The sequence below is a fragment of the Paenibacillus sp. V4I7 genome, from assembly GCF_030817275.1.
Lineage (GTDB): Bacteria > Bacillota > Bacilli > Paenibacillales > NBRC-103111 > Paenibacillus_E.
This window is the reverse complement of record NZ_JAUSZD010000002.1, coordinates 8,216,039-8,233,912: the sequence shown is the minus strand read 5'-3', so window position 1 is coordinate 8,233,912 and position 17,874 is coordinate 8,216,039. Positions and strand designations below refer to the sequence as shown.

18 protein-coding genes are annotated in these 17,874 nt (G+C 39.1%); all 18 read right to left on the bottom strand.

The genetic code is table 11. The annotated features are described in order from the left end of the window. Positions 1–56: 56 nt before the first annotated feature. The 18 genes from QFZ80_RS38550 to QFZ80_RS38465 all read right to left on the bottom strand — a co-directional run bounded on the left by QFZ80_RS38550 (position 57) and on the right by QFZ80_RS38465 (position 17,856). Complete coding sequence (locus tag QFZ80_RS38550; RefSeq protein ID WP_307563913.1) at positions 57–1,154, bottom strand: polysaccharide pyruvyl transferase family protein; 1,098 nt, start codon at positions 1,152–1,154, stop codon at positions 57–59. Between the two features lie 53 nt (positions 1,155–1,207). Continuing rightward, a complete protein-coding gene (locus QFZ80_RS38545) occupies positions 1,208–2,248 on the bottom strand; it encodes a glycosyltransferase family 2 protein (protein ID WP_307563911.1) in 1,041 nt (346 codons plus the stop codon). Positions 2,249–2,283: 35 nt separating this feature from the next. Continuing rightward, positions 2,284–3,477, bottom strand: coding sequence for a glycosyltransferase (locus QFZ80_RS38540; RefSeq protein WP_307563909.1), 1,194 nt, complete (start codon positions 3,475–3,477; stop codon positions 2,284–2,286). Next, complete coding sequence (locus tag QFZ80_RS38535; RefSeq protein WP_373460342.1) at positions 3,474–4,271, bottom strand: glycosyltransferase family 32 protein; 798 nt, start codon at positions 4,269–4,271, stop codon at positions 3,474–3,476. Before QFZ80_RS38535 ends, QFZ80_RS38540 begins: the two co-directional genes overlap by 4 nt. 105 nt (positions 4,272–4,376) lie before the next feature. Next, positions 4,377–6,185: an ABC transporter ATP-binding protein gene (locus QFZ80_RS38530; protein ID WP_307563904.1), complete on the bottom strand. Its 1,809-nt coding sequence runs from the start codon at positions 6,183–6,185 to the stop codon at positions 4,377–4,379. Between the two features lie 11 nt (positions 6,186–6,196). After that, entirely contained in the window at positions 6,197–7,384 is a 1,188-nt protein-coding gene (locus QFZ80_RS38525) for a nucleotidyltransferase domain-containing protein (protein WP_307563902.1), read from the bottom strand. A gap of 12 nt (positions 7,385–7,396) precedes the next feature. Further along, positions 7,397–7,858 (bottom strand): lasso peptide biosynthesis B2 protein, encoded by a 462-nt coding sequence (locus QFZ80_RS38520; RefSeq protein ID WP_307549640.1) that lies wholly within the window; start codon positions 7,856–7,858, stop codon positions 7,397–7,399. Positions 7,859–7,900: 42 nt separating this feature from the next. Next, positions 7,901–8,194: a lasso peptide biosynthesis PqqD family chaperone gene (locus QFZ80_RS38515; protein ID WP_373460469.1), complete on the bottom strand. Its 294-nt coding sequence runs from the start codon at positions 8,192–8,194 to the stop codon at positions 7,901–7,903. Continuing rightward, on the bottom strand, positions 8,191–9,117 hold the full coding sequence (locus QFZ80_RS38510; RefSeq protein WP_307549644.1) for a phosphoenolpyruvate carboxykinase (ATP): 927 nt from the start codon (positions 9,115–9,117) through the stop codon (positions 8,191–8,193). Before QFZ80_RS38510 ends, QFZ80_RS38515 begins: the two co-directional genes overlap by 4 nt. 104 nt (positions 9,118–9,221) lie before the next feature. After that, positions 9,222–9,359 carry a paeninodin family lasso peptide gene (locus tag QFZ80_RS38505; protein ID WP_307549646.1) on the bottom strand — a complete coding sequence of 46 codons (138 nt, stop codon included), beginning with the start codon at positions 9,357–9,359 and terminating at the stop codon, positions 9,222–9,224. 14 nt (positions 9,360–9,373) lie between these two features. Next, positions 9,374–11,314, bottom strand: coding sequence for an asparagine synthase-related protein (locus QFZ80_RS38500; RefSeq protein WP_307549649.1), 1,941 nt, complete (start codon positions 11,312–11,314; stop codon positions 9,374–9,376). 178 nt (positions 11,315–11,492) lie between these two features. After that, positions 11,493–12,533: a nucleotidyltransferase domain-containing protein gene (locus tag QFZ80_RS38495; protein ID WP_307549650.1), complete on the bottom strand. Its 1,041-nt coding sequence runs from the start codon at positions 12,531–12,533 to the stop codon at positions 11,493–11,495. Continuing rightward, complete coding sequence (locus QFZ80_RS38490) at positions 12,502–14,325, bottom strand: ABC transporter ATP-binding protein (protein WP_307563900.1); 1,824 nt, start codon at positions 14,323–14,325, stop codon at positions 12,502–12,504. Before QFZ80_RS38490 ends, QFZ80_RS38495 begins: the two co-directional genes overlap by 32 nt. A gap of 20 nt (positions 14,326–14,345) precedes the next feature. After that, entirely contained in the window at positions 14,346–14,714 is a 369-nt protein-coding gene (locus QFZ80_RS38485; RefSeq protein WP_307563898.1) for a signal peptidase I, read from the bottom strand. Positions 14,715–14,787: 73 nt separating this feature from the next. Then, the gene (locus QFZ80_RS38480; RefSeq protein ID WP_171641716.1) at positions 14,788–15,057 is read right to left on the bottom strand and encodes a PqqD family protein; all 270 of its coding nucleotides are present in this window, start codon (positions 15,055–15,057) and stop codon (positions 14,788–14,790) included. Next, the gene (locus QFZ80_RS38475) at positions 15,057–15,842 is read right to left on the bottom strand and encodes a hypothetical protein (RefSeq protein ID WP_307549657.1); all 786 of its coding nucleotides are present in this window, start codon (positions 15,840–15,842) and stop codon (positions 15,057–15,059) included. The genes QFZ80_RS38480 and QFZ80_RS38475 overlap by 1 nt, the downstream gene beginning before the upstream one ends. A gap of 70 nt (positions 15,843–15,912) precedes the next feature. Continuing rightward, positions 15,913–16,122 carry a hypothetical protein gene (locus QFZ80_RS38470; protein WP_307563896.1) on the bottom strand — a complete coding sequence of 70 codons (210 nt, stop codon included), beginning with the start codon at positions 16,120–16,122 and terminating at the stop codon, positions 15,913–15,915. A gap of 12 nt (positions 16,123–16,134) precedes the next feature. After that, the gene (locus tag QFZ80_RS38465; protein WP_307563894.1) at positions 16,135–17,856 is read right to left on the bottom strand and encodes a hypothetical protein; all 1,722 of its coding nucleotides are present in this window, start codon (positions 17,854–17,856) and stop codon (positions 16,135–16,137) included. Positions 17,857–17,874 lie beyond the last annotated feature (18 nt).

Sequence of the window (17,874 nt, the reverse complement as noted above, 5' to 3'; positions counted from 1 at the left end):
CTTTCATATTTACAGACCCCACTCATTTGTCCAGAATAAGTTACAGCAACAACGATTTACACTTGTAAAAGCTCGCTTATTTTTTCAAAGTGATTTTTAGAATCATTCGAGATTGAGGTTAGGTTTGCTTTATTCTCAAAAGATTTATTTATGGTGTTTTCATCATATTGTAAATGAAGTTCTTCCATGTTTATTAGAATATTATTAAGATTAATATCAATAAGCATATCAGTAGTTTTCTTACTATATATTATAGGCATAACTCCAATACCCAGAAGTAAGGCAATTATGTTAGCATGAAATCTTGCAGCAACAAGCAACTCAAATGTAGCCATTAGATTTATTGCCTCTTTTAGATCACCTTTATAGTTATATACTGATACCTTGTCTAATGTACTAGGAGTAAGATTTGATTTAATAGTTTTTATTACTTGTAAATCACCCTCCTGTTCACAAAAGGACATTAGATAACACTCGTATCCTTTTTTTGCAAATACTTCTATTGATTTCACAGTGTTAGTTATATATGCATGATAATAATTTGATAATCCATGTTTATGTCTGACGTCTATAATTGAAAATCCAACTCTTTTTTTGGGGGATATTTGTTTGTATCCATCTATATTCATTTGAAAAACGATATCTGGTGCATATCTGACTTGCGATAGATTCTTAAATAATTCATAAGAATATAAATCTCTAAAACAAACATCGTCACATTGTTTAAATAATTCTTTATAATCATTATGGAATTTTTCTGTCTTATAAGGCCCAAAATTAGCACCTATAATAATCACCGATTTATCTCTCTTTTTAAATTCCATGACAAGCTTCATTCTTTCTTGATATAAAGAATGATGATAATCTTCTTCTCTAAAAATGGAACCGCCAATAAATACTAATGCATCATGTTCTTCTGCTATTTTTTCGAAATTATTAATATGATCGAATATTTTTAACCGTTGCTCAATTTTATTGAATATTGTGTATTTTCTTCTCTTCATATTGTGATATTGAGAGATGAATTCGTCATAATTACCACCTACATAATTAAGTGTAAATTCACAGTTTGGATATTTTCTTGCAAGAATATCTACAAACAAGTCATCCCCTAAATTAAATGCCATGTAAACATCTACAAATACTTTTTTCATTTCAAAATCACCGCGCTTCAAATATTTTTTATTCTATGATATAGATTATAATATCAAGTTTTATTATTTATCCTTCTCTTTGATAACTTCATTATTAATTCTCTTAATGTATTTAAACAAACTCCATAAACAATACTTGGCTTTACAAATTTATTCTTCATAAGAAATATATAAGGCTTACACAAAATACTATTGGATGAAAAATTATCCATATGTCTTTCAATATATTGTATGGATAAAATTTTTTTCACATTGTAAATTGCATTTTTCATTCCAATGACTTTTATATTCCTACTCTGTAGCTGCACTAAATTTATAACCATATCCTGAATTCTCTTTGTAATTATTTCTTTTGTTTTATTTTCATGCATATCGGCTATGAAATATATTTTTTCTAGATGTTTGCAAACAGCAATATAGTTTTGTATATAGTCAATTGAAATATTTGAGCTTATACTATTTTGATTAAGTCTATTATAATAATACAAGTGCCCTTTTATAGCAGCAAAGGACTTGCAATGAAGTGCGTATTGTAAAACAAAAATTAAATCCTCAGACATAAATATACTTTTATCCATTTTTAAATTGTACTCAGAAATGATTTCTTTTTTATATAGTTTGCTCCAAAGAACTCCTCCTGTTCCTTTGCATACCATATCAATGAATAAATGTAATGAAGTGCTATTTTCAAAATCAAAATCCGTATAATTGAGAACACCATATTCAGAGATATCTTTATATCCACAGCATACTAAGTCAGCTTCCGAAGTTTTCATTTTATCAAGCAATAACTCAATGTAATATCTATCAACCGTATCATCAGAGTCGATGAATGCTAGATACTCACCAGTTGATTTGTTGATTCCATGATTTCTTGCATCAGATGGTCCGCTATTATCCTGGTAATAGTAGACGATCCGGGCATCTTTTTCTTTAAATCCATTTACTATCTCTTCACTTCGATCAGTAGAACCGTCATTTACTATAACAACTTCTATGTTCGAATAGGTTTGGTGTATGATGCTATCTATACATTTTGAAATAAATTTTTCACAGTTGTACACTGGTACAATAACACTTACTTTCGGAAACATCCCTACCTCCGTGATCCGGTTAATACTTCGATCTCTTATCCACTCAACCTATATAATTTTTCTAATTCATAGCTATTACTGTAATCAGTACCCTTGCAATTAGTAGAGAGCTCTTTTCTCAGTTCGGTATCCATATACAATTTTTCTATTCCGTTAACTATTCCTTCGATCGACAATTCCGAGATGACCCCATCATAACCATCCTCCACTTGACTCTTTGCAGTGGAATAGTTCGTTATTAATATGGGCTTACCTAAGATCTTCGCTTCGGTTACTGTAACAGCCTTGCCTTCATACCTGGAAGGCTGTACATATAAGTCACACGTTTTTATAAACGGATATGGGTTTGTTTTCTTACCCAATAGGATGAATTGATCGTCCAAGCCATTACTTGCGATCAGCTCTTTTATAGCAACTTCATCCCCACCGTAACCTACAATGTACCATGCGATATCTTTATAACCCTTATCTTTTAGAATCCTTAATGCCTTAACAGCATTGTCGATCCCTTTAGCATGGGATAATCTAGCTACTGTCATCAGTTTGAATCTGTCATCATTCACCATTGGAACAGCTGCTTCTTTATCAGCCATATTTCTTATAAAATCTGGAGAAGTAATGTTCTCAATAACAACGACTTTGCTTGCTAATTCCCCATATTTAGATAAAAAGGAATCTTTACATGCGTCCGAAACAGCAATAATATGATCAAACTTTCTCCACATTTCCAGGTCCATCTTTACGTTGGTTTCCACATTGGAGTAATCGGTATGTATCCAAGCTATTTTTTTCTTTGCCTTAATCTTTTCTGCTATAAAATAATGAGGCCATAAATAACTAATTGCTGCGTCATACTCCTTCTCAACAATTGGCAAATAGGGCAGCGCGTATTTCCACATTAATTGCATTTGATAATAACCCGGCTCGGCAACTCGTCTGACGCGGCCTAGAATATCCGCATGTACCTTTGATACGATTCTCGATAATCCGATTGTGTATTGTTTATCCTGGATGGTCTTTGCAATCGATTTTCTAAACGTGGAGTATTGGGGAATTTCGTCTAGTAAATTGGCTTTATGGCTAATTAAATTCATAAAATCACCTTGATGTTTATACAACATTAGATCAATCTCATGCTGTTTATAATCGAAGTGATCAAGCATGCTAACAAGACTTCTCTCAACCCCCCCTACTTCCATATCAAAGGAGGCAATCAGTATGTTCTTCATTGGATCCTCCTAAGAGCTTCCCGTATTCTTGCGATGTTGTTACCACCAATCATTTTAGAAGCAACCAACTTCAACTGCCCCTTCCATCTAGCCTTAGGTGGCAACCAGCTCTTATAAAAGTGATGCATGGCATACGTGTTTTCCGTCCTAAATGTCCGGCAGTTAATGTAGTCATAAGGCGAGAAATAGGTTTGCGGATAGAAGGTTCCAATACCCTCGATGTCTTGATAGCTGCCATTGGGAGTAAGTCCCCAATCCCCTAATATCTTCGTTATCATCGCTACATTGGTTAGCGAATCAAAGGTGCCATCTGCACGGATAAAGTTCTTACTATGGTAGGAATCCATAAATACCTGGATGAGTTTATTTTCTTTCGCGGCTCCGATCGTACTCGTCGCGATATAGTTCTCTTGCTCAAATCCCCAGAATGACTCGTGATGCAGCAGGTCGTCAAAGGATTTGAACACTTCCACATCGGTGTCTAAGTAAATACCCCCATAATGATAGAGCGCGTACACTCTCGCATAATCGCTAACGAACGCAAATTTGCCGGCTTCGTAAGCTTCTTTGACATAAGCATTACTGCTGGTATCAAAGTTGTTTTCATTCCACTCTATAAATTGATAGCCAGTTAGATGGTTATGCCAGCTCGCAATACAGCGCTTCACGATGTCGGGCTTTTCTTTCCCTCCAAACCAGCAATAGTGAATGATTTTTGGAATTTTCATTTCATGATCTCCCTCGCTAATGACGAACATTTCAAATAATCCAAATTCTTTATTAAGAACATTCATCTATTTTCTATGATAGTTCTTTATAAAGAACATGTCAATATAAATGTGCTCCAATAGAGAACATTTACACAATCTACACCCATCTACATAACGCCAACTTCAGAATTATGAATTTACAGCTTCTGCTTGATTGCCTAACAAATTTGAAAATAAACCCTCACGTTCTCCAGCTAACTGGTCATAGTCTCCCTTTTGAATGATTCTCCCTTGATCGATGACAATGACTTGGTCAGCCTTACGTATGGTCGACATGCGGTGGGCTATGACGATCATCGTCAACCTGCCTTGTAATCGCTCCAACGCTTCTTGAATTTTCGCTTCATTTTCCCTATCTAATGCGCTCGTCGCCTCATCCAGTATAAGGATAGACGGTTTACGCAATATGGCTCTGGCCAACACGATACGCTGCCGTTCGCCACCAGATAACCGAATTCCTCTATCTCCAATTAATGTGTCAAGTCCCTCAGGCAGCTTACTAACGAATTCCGCGCATGCGGCAAACTCTAACGCTTCCCAGATTTGTTCCTCGGTGGCGTTCGGATCAATCATCAGCAGGTTATCTTTGATGCTTCCATTGAAAAGAAATGGATCTTGGGGCACATAGCTAATGGATTGCCTTAGCGCATATATGTTATCGTTCGAAATAGGCTTCCCATCCAAACAAATCTGCCCTGTTTCGGGTTCAATAAGCCCCATAACAACATCAATTAATGTACTTTTCCCTGCTCCGGAACGCCCAACTATAGCCGTCATCTTTCTTGATGGTATTTGGATATTAATGTCTCGAAGAGCATAGTTTTGTTCATTTGGATTATAGCGAAAGGATACGTTCCTGCACTCCATGTGTGTCATAATTTCAATCGGTTGAACAGTCTTGTTCTCTGGTTTGTTCTCCATATAAAATTCCTTCATACGGATACACTCTTGCTGCAATTTGATAATCGCTTTAAAGGCAGGAATGGTAGAAGCGATTTGCTCCATGTTCGACTGTATCCCTGTAAATCGAGGCCACAATCGGGAGAATATGACGAATATGAGTAATAACTGCTCCACCTTGGTTTGGAAGATGGTTACGGAAAGATATACAAAAACAGCAATTAACACAGAGGAAGCCACTTTATAAAATAGCTGGGACGATGACCTTAACTTTATGTATTCGACTTGTTCATTCACTAAATTCTGGGTTAGCGATCGAAACCAAGAGAGCCATGATTGCTCCAATGAATTACTTTTAATATCTTTCATACCGGCCATTTGATCGGATATACCTGCAAGAAAGTTTTGGGATAACTGTGAGGTTTGGCCGCCAAGTGATTTCGCTCTTTTAATAAATTTCCGGGAAAAAAAAGTTAGAACGATGCCAAACGTTAATACAAAGATTGTCATGACGGGGGATAGCCAGAATGCGATGCCGATCTGGATTAACGTGAAGATCACAGAAGCGACTAATTGAAGCACTAAGTTTGTTCCAAAACCCACTCTTGTTAGTTCGGTGGTTAATAAATTAATGAGATCTGATTTTCTATGGTTTACGAAGAAACTCCAATTAGATTGCAGCAAATTCGTATAGGTTTCCAATCGTAAATGTCGAACAAATTTCTGTTGAATGCTGGTATCTCGAATTGTTAAAGTTCGCAGTAACCAGTTTTGTCCTATGACTAAACAAACAAATAGACATAGAACCAGCGGTAAGCTTAGAACCTGTGGCAGCTCCTGAAGATAATTCATCATCTCTGAAACAAGTGGAATTCCTGTCTCAACATTCGCGATGCCACTAACACTAAGGATGGGCAGTATTAGCAAAACACCCATAGCTTCAAGCAAACTAATGAAAACCATGCCAAGAATGTTAATAACCAATATTTTCCCTGAAAAAGCATATAGCTTTTTAGTAAAGTGCAGAATTTGTTCCATTCATATTCCTCCTATGACCATGAGTGTCTCCTGGTCTTCCTCCAAAGCCACATAAAAGGCCTCAAGGGAAAATACAAGAAATGGAGGTTCTTTGGTAAGGGCAGCATCTCTACATCCATTGGATACGGGTACAGAAAGCTTAATATATGTAACAATTTTAACTGAATAGACATTAAGGAAAATAAGTGATGCTTATGATACCTTGCTACATCATCAGGTAGAGGCTCTCTGTGCAAGTGAATCATTTGTTTCATATAAAATAACGCTGCATGTGCTAAATGAACAGGGCGCTTCCCCTCGATCAGCGTATTCATTTCTTTGGTCAATGGAGTAGCTAATAAATTAGAGGCTAAGACAAGAGCTTGCCCCCCAACGTGGGCCATTTGATATTTTTTTAAGCAAACGATTTCCTTCTCCCAGTTCATAGGATGCCTTACGATACGGTCGATATCTACTAGCCAGCGTAGTCTTGACCAGCCGTGACGCGCACCATGGGAAGCTAGAAACATAAACAAATCCTCATATCCTAACATGTACACGGGAAAGCTGGCTATTGAGCTCTTCTTTCTTCTCTCCCACAATTCTGCAAAAGTTGGCTCGTAAGAAAGGCCTGGGTTCAGTTTCCAATGTATTTCGATTTTTGTATTTTTCTGAGAATGCATGTATGTGACATGGTGATGTCTCCATTTCCAGTCATTCAATACGGTTGAGAAATAATCATCTTTGACATAATCAAGTGCAACTAAGAGATCATGGGCTCTATCTAAGTTATCTATAGATATAAGAATATCTAAATCACTGCAGGTACGCTTCGATATATCACCATAAAGGTCTGCAGCAAGTGCAGGTCCTTTCAAGAACAGTACTTCGATATTGTGATTTGAAAGTAATTTACTAAGCTGCTCCATCTCTGCACTTAAGCGCAGCATACGAAATGTATTTTGTTGATAATCGCGTCGTAATTCTTCTGATACATAGACTGGAATATAGGCTTTATCTATTCGTTTTATTTGTTTATAGATGTATGGATTTATCCGGTGATGTCGAATTAATTCCAAGAATAAACTCCAATTTATTCCGGTAAAAACGTCAGCATCAAAAGAACATAAGCTTCCTTCACTCTCGCTTTTGATGAACGACAGGATTATATTCAATTCCTTGGGCAAGACGGTTGCATCTAAGCTTAGTTCTTTGTTCATTGCTTAACTCCCTTATCTATTGGCGTTTATTTGTTTGGCGAATTTGGCAACAACGGTAAATCGATCCATCCCTTCCTTCCCTGTAACATAAAAATGGCCACTACGTAGCCATGCGTGTGCAATCATTTTGGTCAACTTATCCTTAGAGGTTCCCAGATACAACGTACTCTCGATATCACGTCGTTTGAGCATCTTCATACCAGCTATCGCCCTAACTAGGCATTTGCTTTCCCAGAGCGTATGTCTACTCATAATATCAATCGCACTTGCTATATGCTTGAGAACTATCCGATTCCTCTCTACTTCCGTAATGGAGGTTTCTTGCATGGGAATTCCTAACGAGGGAGCCACTTTAGAGAATGGCAGATAGACAAGAATACGTGCCCATCCTAAGAAGAACAAAGCCTCTGCTAGTAACAATATGGTTCTTATATCTAATGAGAAAAAAACTTTCAACTTATTCATGGCACTCACTATCCTCCCACGACTCAAAGCTTGAACCCGCAACTAAAGTACTTAACAGAGATGAATGATCTTCTCATCTAATAAATGATTTAAGAATAACTTGGTCTGTTCTTCACACACATCTTGTTCGACATCAAATTCTTTCATTAAAGCTGTCACCAATTGCTCCACCGAGATAGGAGCACTCATTAACTCCCATATATAACCACCAATCTGACCAAGATTGTAGTACTTCCCGTTGGCAATGTTCAGCATGACTTTTTCCCCGTCCATATCACTAACAATGTTTCCTTCGCCTTGAACAATCTGTACATCTAACGGAATGGTATTCTTTAACATGATTATTTCTCCTTTTTTAAAGTATTCAGAACCAGGGACACTAGCTGGGGAGCCGTAAACCCAGAGCTCGGCCGACGTAATTGATACATCTCAATCTGATCCGAAATGCTCACCGTTGTTTTAAAGTGCCAATCCATTAATTCAAATCTCCCTAGAAGAGAACTCCGGAATGTATGGCAAAATAAAGCATGCAGCCGCGCAAGACCTTTCATTGGTACAATCTCGGTATCGCTGCCATCCGTCTTACTTAGTTCGAACACGCCTGCTAGAGGCAACGGCTTCGTTACGAAATGATCAGAAACCGGAACAAGGTACTTTGTTTCTCTGTCGAATATGGATCGGTAGCGGCTTGTCTCCATTCCGAATTCCGTTAAGCTTTCCTGCCACAGCTTTTGTTGTGGATAGGCAGGCATCACCATAGGTATATGATCTGGAGAGAACGTTACAGCAATGACATCATCGCTAAGCAGTCGATAATCTTGGCCAATGAAGGCTGAAGCAAGAGTCGATTTCCCTGCTCCGGAATGACCTACGAAAGCATAAACTTTCCCATCAATAGCAATAGCGCTGCCATGCAGAGGAAGTACCTTTCGCTGCATTAATAGGCTGCCCATACATGTACCCAGTACAAATAAGCGAATCTTAGCCTCATCTGCACCATGCACAGGTGAAACCGTTATGATTCCCCCATCTTGCACACAGAAAATGGCTGTATCTTTGATATGGAACATAAATAAATTTTTACTAGTCACATACAGATCATCGGCTTTCGCCAGTTGATTCCATCGCTCTGATAAGTCTGCTTTATTTATTACAACATCTATACACTCATTCTGATTGTTATTTATCGTTAATTCCGACAGTTTAAATTCACTAACAATATTTAAACCGAAAGCTCGGTATATAACCCTATTTATTGTTTGAGTCATTATTTTCACTCCATATACTGAGATACATGAATAATTCTAATGAAAGCCCTTATACCTGTAACAGTATAAGGGCAGTAGGTAGGCAGTACTAAATTATGTAAAAACTAGCTGTGATGAATTACCTCTGTCGGGTCCGGTTGAACGCCATCCGGAATTGCAATTCCTGGTCCAGCCATAGTCATTTTCACATCAAGTACTTCTAAAGTCGGGATATTCCATTCTTTTTTAGCTTGATTTTGCATTTTCTCACCCCCTCTCAATTAAAGTTTTTTATAAAGCGAGAAAAAATGATGCTGCGCATTAATATTCTAAAACCAAATTCGTAAACATACTCCGGTTTCGCAGCTTCCTTAATTTTGGAAAGCGCTGACTTGATCTCTTCCATATTCAGGTATTCCGCTATCCTTGGGTCCTTGATATTCTGCTCGATTTCATGAATAAAAGCAGGCCATGAAGGAGCCATCCGGTGAACACCATCAGCGCCTTGAACACCTCTGGATTGTTGATTTAATCTAACCTTATCGGGTAAATGGTTAACTGTTGCCCTTCTTATTAAAGATCTGTCTACGCCGTTTTGAACAAATTGTTCGTCTGGCACAGACAAGCAGAAGCGAGCAACTCTTAAATCATTGGTTGGGTCACGTTCCCATAAGGAATAACGTAATGATAATTTGGTTCCTATGGTACCGTTTAAACCCCAATAGTAAAGCTGCTCGAACTGATTATTTCTTATATCATAGGCGCTTTGGCTTGAGTAATCGGTCCGATTAAACCCATGCTTCTCTATCAATTCATCAATATTTGTCTTTTTGGCAAATTGGGGGTTAATTAACTTTGGAAATACTTCATTGTCCTTGGAAGGAGAATTTCGCATTAAATTTGGGAATGCTTTCTTTCCTACTAGGGATAGAATTCTTTTCCTACCTACACCCATATTCACACTAAAATGCTTTACTTCTTTGTACAGTTGGATCCATTTCAACTTTTTCATTAGAATAGCTTGATAGTCTATGGCCGGTCCCCAAGATATGGTCCAATTCCCTCTCTGACCATTTAAAAGAACACCAATACCCTGCTCCTGGGCTTTCTCATAGATCCCCTTTAGCCAAAAGGAATTCTCAAAAAATTTATAGGGCATCTCCATCGTTTCAAGCCAGTTATCAATTTCCGATAAGGGACTAAGTCCTTTGAAATCCAGATAGTTATCCTTGATATTGCCGACATGTTCAACCGTAGAGCGAATATAAGGTCTTTCATCAGCAAATCTACTCCTAGGTGTCCAATCATCCTTAAAATCGTCAACAGGTATATAACTGTAGGTATGTAATAATTTATTCTCATTCCGCAGGGCTTTAGCGGCAAAGCTTGCAACAGAACCAGAATCAAGCCCCCCACTTAGATGAGCACCCACCTGTCGATGAGTACGCAGTCTAGACGTTACTGCTTTTTGAAAAACATCACGAAATGCTTCTTCGTACTCTTCGTTTGATTTAAGCTTCAAAGTCTCCCCTGCAACAGATGTGTTGTACTTAGAGAACGTTACCCTTCCATCTATTACAGATATTGAATGAGATGGCGGTACTTGCTCTATATTTTCATATACAGTTGCTGAGCAATCTATCGCATCAACTGTCAAAGGAATGGCCAGAAACTGTGCAATCCAATCTTCATTGAGTTTTTTTGCGATTTCAGGCAAAGCAAGTAAGGGCTCAATAATTGTGCTAAAGGCAAATCGATCTGCTGATTTGTGAAAATATAACGTTCTAGTTCCTGAAAAGTCCCTAGCTCCAAAAAGTGACTGCTTACGTTCATCCCAAATCATAAAGGCGAAGTCACCTATTAGATACTTCGGGGCATCCACTCCCCATTTCACATAAGCAAGTAAAATCAACTCACTATCCTTGATCGTTACTTTCTGGTCTCGATCTATTTGAAGCAGCTGGAACAATTCATCACGATTATCGATGATAGCGTCTGCTGTAATGGCCAGCCGTCTTTCAGAATCATAATAAGGATTTCGTTCACCGACCGATTCGGGTGTAATCCACTGTGCATAGCAGCCCAGGAAAACTTTGCCTTGCTGCCATGTCTGAACATCATCTGAAGGATACTTTGCAAATCCTTGCATCAATATATGGCCATGTTCAGCATGCACAGGCTCTTGATCTAGGTGAAAGATTCCGGCTATTGCACTCATACGTTTCCTCCACATTTCTATCTGATAAAAGGGAATCTCACCCTTTTACTGTTCTCATTAAAGAACGTTAATATTCATTAATTTACTACTATTTATTTACATCCTCATGTAAACACTTCATTTACATTCTCCGACTTCGTTCTTTATCGAGAACAACCTCAGAATATCATCTAATATCTTAACTGTCAACTGCCTCTTGCATCTTTTTAATTTTACCCGAATACGTCCTATTCGTTACGCTATAGGTAAAATCAAATAGTGCTGTCAAAGTATGTCTGACCGTGTCAAAATCAAAAATATGATAATAAATCCAATTCACATAACTCTTAAAAGACCTCTTATTAACTCTAAAAGAGCTGTACTCCCACCATAGACGAACCTTCCATTCACCTGGCAGCTCTTTACTTTCTGCTAGATGAGGAAAATGATGGTAGACAATCGCTAATGTCCTGACGGTCCTTCTCAGGGTTTTGTGGGCAGCAGCGTCCTTCAGTAAACGGGTGTAGTCAATATTGTCCTGCAGGATATGTATCAACTGGATGATATCCAAAAAATATTTAAGAGAACATAAATTATGCCTCCAACCATGCAAACAAATCATATAAAACGTATGGTAATCTGATAATTCCTTGATATACCGGTATGATCCCATGGCTGTGGCTTGCTCCCAGAACTCATCAATATTTAAATCCGATGTTTTTTCCTTCAGTAAATCCCAGTGAAGCTCAATGGTCAGAGGAACAGCGCTGCTAGGTATTTCCTTACTAAAACTCCAATGGAAATGGGAAGGGATCCGTTCCTGCTCTATATACCCCAGTGATTTCACACAACTTACGGCTCTTTCCAGTTCAAAAGGATGCACTAAAAGATCTATATCGGACGTACATCTAGCTCCTAAGTGTCCAAAATACTTTTCAGCAAATATTGTACCTTTAAGGGGGATAGTCTGAATCCCAGCGTCTTCAAGTTTTTCTAATATTATTTTCGTTTGACTTCGGATAAACATATTTTGATATAAGGCACCATTATATTTTTGTTTTAACCTTTCCTGAAAAAACGACGGCATTTGCACCAATTGTCCCCGCTGATTTAATAACCAATAAATCTGCGGGGATATATCAAAAAATTCAATATCCTCAAGTGCTTTTTCATAGAACTCCATCTCCTGGGGCATAGAAATTCGTGGATCATATAACGCTTGTATCATAGTAATGATCAACGATCTCTCCCCCTTTCTGAAATCCCTTCCGATATAAACTGTTATACAGTCCATTCTCCAGCAATAAATCGTTATGACGTCCTGTTTGGACGATTTTCCCTTTATCCATGACAATGATTAAATCAGCGTTCTGAACAGTCGATAATCGATGGGCAATGATAAGCGTTGTTCGGCCAACCATTAATCGATGCAGGGCTTCCTTTACTTGATGCTCAGTCTCATTGTCCAAGGCGGAGGTAGCCTCATCCAGCAAGAGGATCGGAGCATTTTTTAACACTGCGCGGGCAATAGCCATGCGCTGTTTTTGTCCACCGGACAGCCTTACCCCTCTCTCCCCAATTTCAGTGTCATAGCCATGAGGAAGAGATATGATGTAAGGATGGATGTTGGCAATCGTTGCAGCCTGCATCATCTCTGCATCCGTAATACCCTCTCGAGCTAATAGCAGGTTTTCCCTTATCGTACCGCCAAATAGAAAGGTTTCTTGAGAAACATGGGCAAATAAACTCCTTAATTCGGAAGGCGAGAATGCTTCACTAGAACGATCATCAATGAAGATCTTACCTAATTGCGGTTTGTAAAATGCTAAGAGCAGATTAAATAATGTCGTTTTCCCTGCCCCGCTCAAACCGACTATGGCAACGACCTTTCCGGCCGGAATCTGCAAATTTAAATGATCAAAAATGTTGGTAAGTCCATCATAGCTAAACGTTATGTCCTGAAACTGAATAGACTTCACCAATGGCCTAGACTGGACGGCTAACGGTAAATCAGTTGATTCTGTTGGCTGCTCCAAGATTTTGAGTATTCTTTCCATAGCTGAAGCAGATCTTTGAAAGCCTGCCCATTGCCCAGCGAGCTCTGTCATTGGATAAACCAAATGGTTAACCAGATTAACAAAAATTAGCAAGGAACCTACTGATATTAAACCTAATGAGACGTAATACGAACCCATGCAGAGGCTTACAAGAAAAGTTATCGTAGAAACAGCGTGACCCCCTACATAAAACCATCCACGCAGTTTTGCATTCCTTAACTCTAGGGTATAGAGTTCTTGATTTTTACTAACATATTTTGCAAATATTGATTTCTCCATGGTAAAAGATCGAATGACTTGCAACCCATGAAATGTTTCATTTAGAAGGGAACTAATATGTCCTATCAGGTTATGAACCAGTCTGCCATTGTTACGGAGTAATAAACCAAAGATAACACTAAATAGCATAGCAATCGGAGCGACTAGTACGCATATAAGCGCTAATTTCCAGCTAATTTGCATCAAATAAACCAAAACAGCTAGATAGATAAAGGGGAGTCTTATAAGATCAATTAGGCTTCTGCCGATAACACCGTTAATGCTATGAATATCATTGGAGAAGTGAGACATTAACTCACCAGAATGGTGATTGGAAATATCCTTTCCAGATAAAAGCAATATATGTTTAAATAAGTGTATGGAAAAATCCCTCTTCACAGCATTTGTTGCAATGGTTTCAAAAACAGTACTCAGATAAGTCGAAGAAATACTAAGAATAACAAAGCTAACTCCAACGGGAATTAACCATTTCATACGTGCGAAGTTACTTTGAATAGCAGCGTCCGTTAGGTTTCCAAAGAACCACGAATAGGCCAACGTTAGGGTGATATCAACGAATAACAAGAAAAAGAGAATTGCATACGCCTTCCAGTGCTGCAGCATATATGGAGTCAGTAAGGTGTAGGTTTTCTTAATGTCTTTGAAAGTAATGTATTCTCTAACGGCAAGTAGGTACCTTCGAATTATTCCTGTCATATGGACACTCCACAGAAAGTCTACACTTGCGTGCTTTCTCTTCGATTTAAATAAACTCTTAACAATAGCGATATCATGGGGAATGAGAGAACGGTTTGGCCCCAAACATAAGCGGCTAGATTCGTTACATGGATGATCCGCTCATTTCGCCTAATCCAGATCATCTTGCCAATCAGCTGATCCAATGCAATAGCCTCATCATGCGCTAAGTTGGTATCTCCCTTACAAAGGTAATGCAACCGCTCGTTCCTAGTTACCAATCGGCAAAAACGATGGGCGACTAAGTTACCATGAGGTGTATGAAATAAGATGATATCGCCTTTCTTTATGTTTGCAGCCTCAGTGGATACAAAACGGCAAATATCCCCCTTCTTGATAAAAGGATACATACTCGTTCCTCGAGCCGGAAGCTCGATCCATCCTCTCTTTTCCATTACATGAGTAATAAGCTGTAGGAATTCCTTACGAAACTGCATATTGAACCAAGCCGCGTCCAATCATATCGTTCAGGAACGCTTCAATATCTTCTTCAACCGTTTCGTCGACGGATTCATACTCCTTCCGAATTGCTTCGCTGAGGGAGCTTACCGTCTGAGCTGCACCAAGCAATGACCAGCAAAATCCGCCCACTCCATTTAACTTCGTTAAGTTATACTCATCTGTGTTCAAAATAATCCATTCCATATCCAGTTGAATAGACTCATAATCATTCATCCGAAGGTACTGGGTCATTACGAAATCAACTCCCAAAATGTATCGTTTTTTTGAAAATGCAGCTCGCAAATCGAGACCGAGTTGACCAATTGCTGCAACAATTGAAGTATATCCCTGATTTCTTCAGGGCTGTGAGACCAATAAAACACTTTATCCATGAGATGAAGGAATCCACTCGACTTGCTAAGCGGAACGATGTGATTATCGACGGCCTGATTCAATAAATAAATCCCGGCTAGCGGACTATTTTCTTCAGCGCCTGTTGTTCTGTCCAGCTCACTTCGAAATGGGGAGTTAAAGATGGTCACCTTATCCGGCGTAATTTTGACAACAGTTGCTTCATCGGAAAGAAGGTTACGAGGCATTGACAGTTTAGCTGCGGTAGATTTACCAGCACCGGAATGGCCTGCAAACAGATACGCTCTTCCCTTATCCATGACGCAGGAAGAATGAATTAACAGTCCCCACTTGTGATGAACCACATAGGAGCTGTACATATTCATTAAGGCATGCTTTAAAGCCAATTCATTGTTTACGGAAATAACAGCGTAACGATAATCCAATTCTGCTTCGATCAAATAATCAGCCCTGCGGAAGGAGATGCTATCGACTTCTTTGGTAATTTCGACGTAATAATCAACAAAGGGAATCCCATATCCCCCTTTGATATAAATAACGAGATCGGGTTTACTTACGATCGGATCCGCAGCTTGGAAGTTCTTACGTATGATGCCCATTAATGCTTCAGATTGACAAATCAAATGAATGACATGCTCACCAATTTGTGTATAAAAGAGTTCCATGCTTCATCCCCTGGGGTCGAATTGAAATTCGAGGTCAATAGCCTATCACTATTGACCTCCTTGGACAAACTTACTTGTTACCGTTGCCGCCTCCGTTACCGTTATGCGGTCCGGTGTACGGAGGGTTCGGATAATGAATGCCGCCATTCCCTGTACCCGGGTGATTCAGGTTACCGTGGCCTTTATTCCAGCTTTGAGCTGTCTCAAATCGAACCGGTTGTTGACTTAAAACCATGGGCCGCGCATACAATTTTTGTTCCCTCTTCGCATTTTCTTCCATTGTCTCACTCTCCTATCGCTTCAAAGTTTGGATAAGTCGTCTTGCTTCCCCGAAGGGTGTATCAATAATTTCGTATATACGAAGATATACCGTTGTTTCAAATCGATCTAAATCAAAATTGATGGTCTGAGTCCCGCTAACCAACTTGTTCTCGCCAGTAAACGAAAGAACCTTCGTTACCATAATTCTGTTTTTGGCATCGGCCAATTCGAGCCTCATCTTGGAGAAGCTTTGATCGACGACGACTTCGTCCTGCAGCTTGATATTAAAATCCAAATTCAGCTTATACGAGTAAGGTAAACTTCCCGATGCCATATTATAGTTGGCCCCTGTCGACCAATCATTCAAAGTAACTTGAAAGGGGTAGAAGGCAAGCGACTTATCGCTTGTTTCTTCCATTACCTTTGTCTTGAAAGCAGCGAGCGGAATGCTGTAAGGCTCAACGCTTTTAGTATCCAAAATCTGCATGGCCAGCTGCTCACCAGTTTCCGTGCTCGGTATGATGAATGAATAGTAGATCACATAGCTTATATTCGGAATAAGCGTTTCTACTAGCGTACTTTGTCTGGTGCCTAAGTATTTTTTACCGCTAACGCTTGACAGCTCTGCTTGGAAATGAGGAACCTGCATCGGACTTTCGCTATGATTGAGCAGCTTGAACTTAGCAACTGCTGCTTTAAAGCCCCCGCCGGCGCTTTCATGCAATTGTAAATCCACCATGGAAACATCCACTTCAGGTCTTATCAACTTGTATAACGGATCAAACTTAATAGGCTTATTCCATTCATACTGTACTAGTTGATTTAAAAACCGCAGATTACTATCAGCACCTGGCAGTGTAATCATCAATCTGCCTATTAAATAATTGTTATGCGTTTTGTCGTCAACCGCGAAGTCTTCGGGCGTCAGGATAGATAAGCTCTTCAGCTCCATCCTATCCCTAACTGGAATGGCATAGTGGACATAATGCTGCTCGCCTGGGTCGAGTAACAGCTTATCTTGTTCCAGCCTTTTGCCGGTATATACCTTTTTGTCGGATACTCCATTTATTCGAAAATCGGGTATCGTTGTTTTCTTATCCCCCTTATTCGTTGCAAGCAAACCAACAATCGTCATGGGGCCATCTGGTGTATTCTGTTCATTAAGGCTAATCGGTTTGTATTCTACCGTGCTTGATAACACTGGAATCGTAAACGTATCTTCCCATTTCTTCATCACAGCGGGATCAGAAAGGACAGCCTTCTCCCCTTTCCATTCTATGGCTGATACTGGGATGGATATGATTCTCTTTTCTTGTTTGGGATAGACGAATTCATCCACATCCAGCCAAGAAAGTTCGGTCAATGAAAAATTATCATAACGATCCACTACATTCATATAACTAAGCTCAGCAGTCTCTCTAGGTTGAATATTTTTGACATTAGCTTGACTCGGACGCATGATATATTCCAAGCCTTCTTGCGTCTTGACACGAACCTCATATTCCGGGACCCCAGTCAAGCGATCTCCATTGTTATAGATACGTACAACAGCGGCAATTCTAGTTCCTTCAGAGGTTGATTCATTTAAAATGCTTTTAACTTCCACCTTGATCGCATCGGTAAGCTGATAGCTAGTCAGACTAGATGACTGCGTATATTTCTCATCTGCTGAAGCATGAAAAGACGCGGATGGAATCACTAGGGAGACGGATAAGATGAACATGACCATCGTTTGTTTCCAATTTATTTTCAATTTCAAGTCACTCCATTT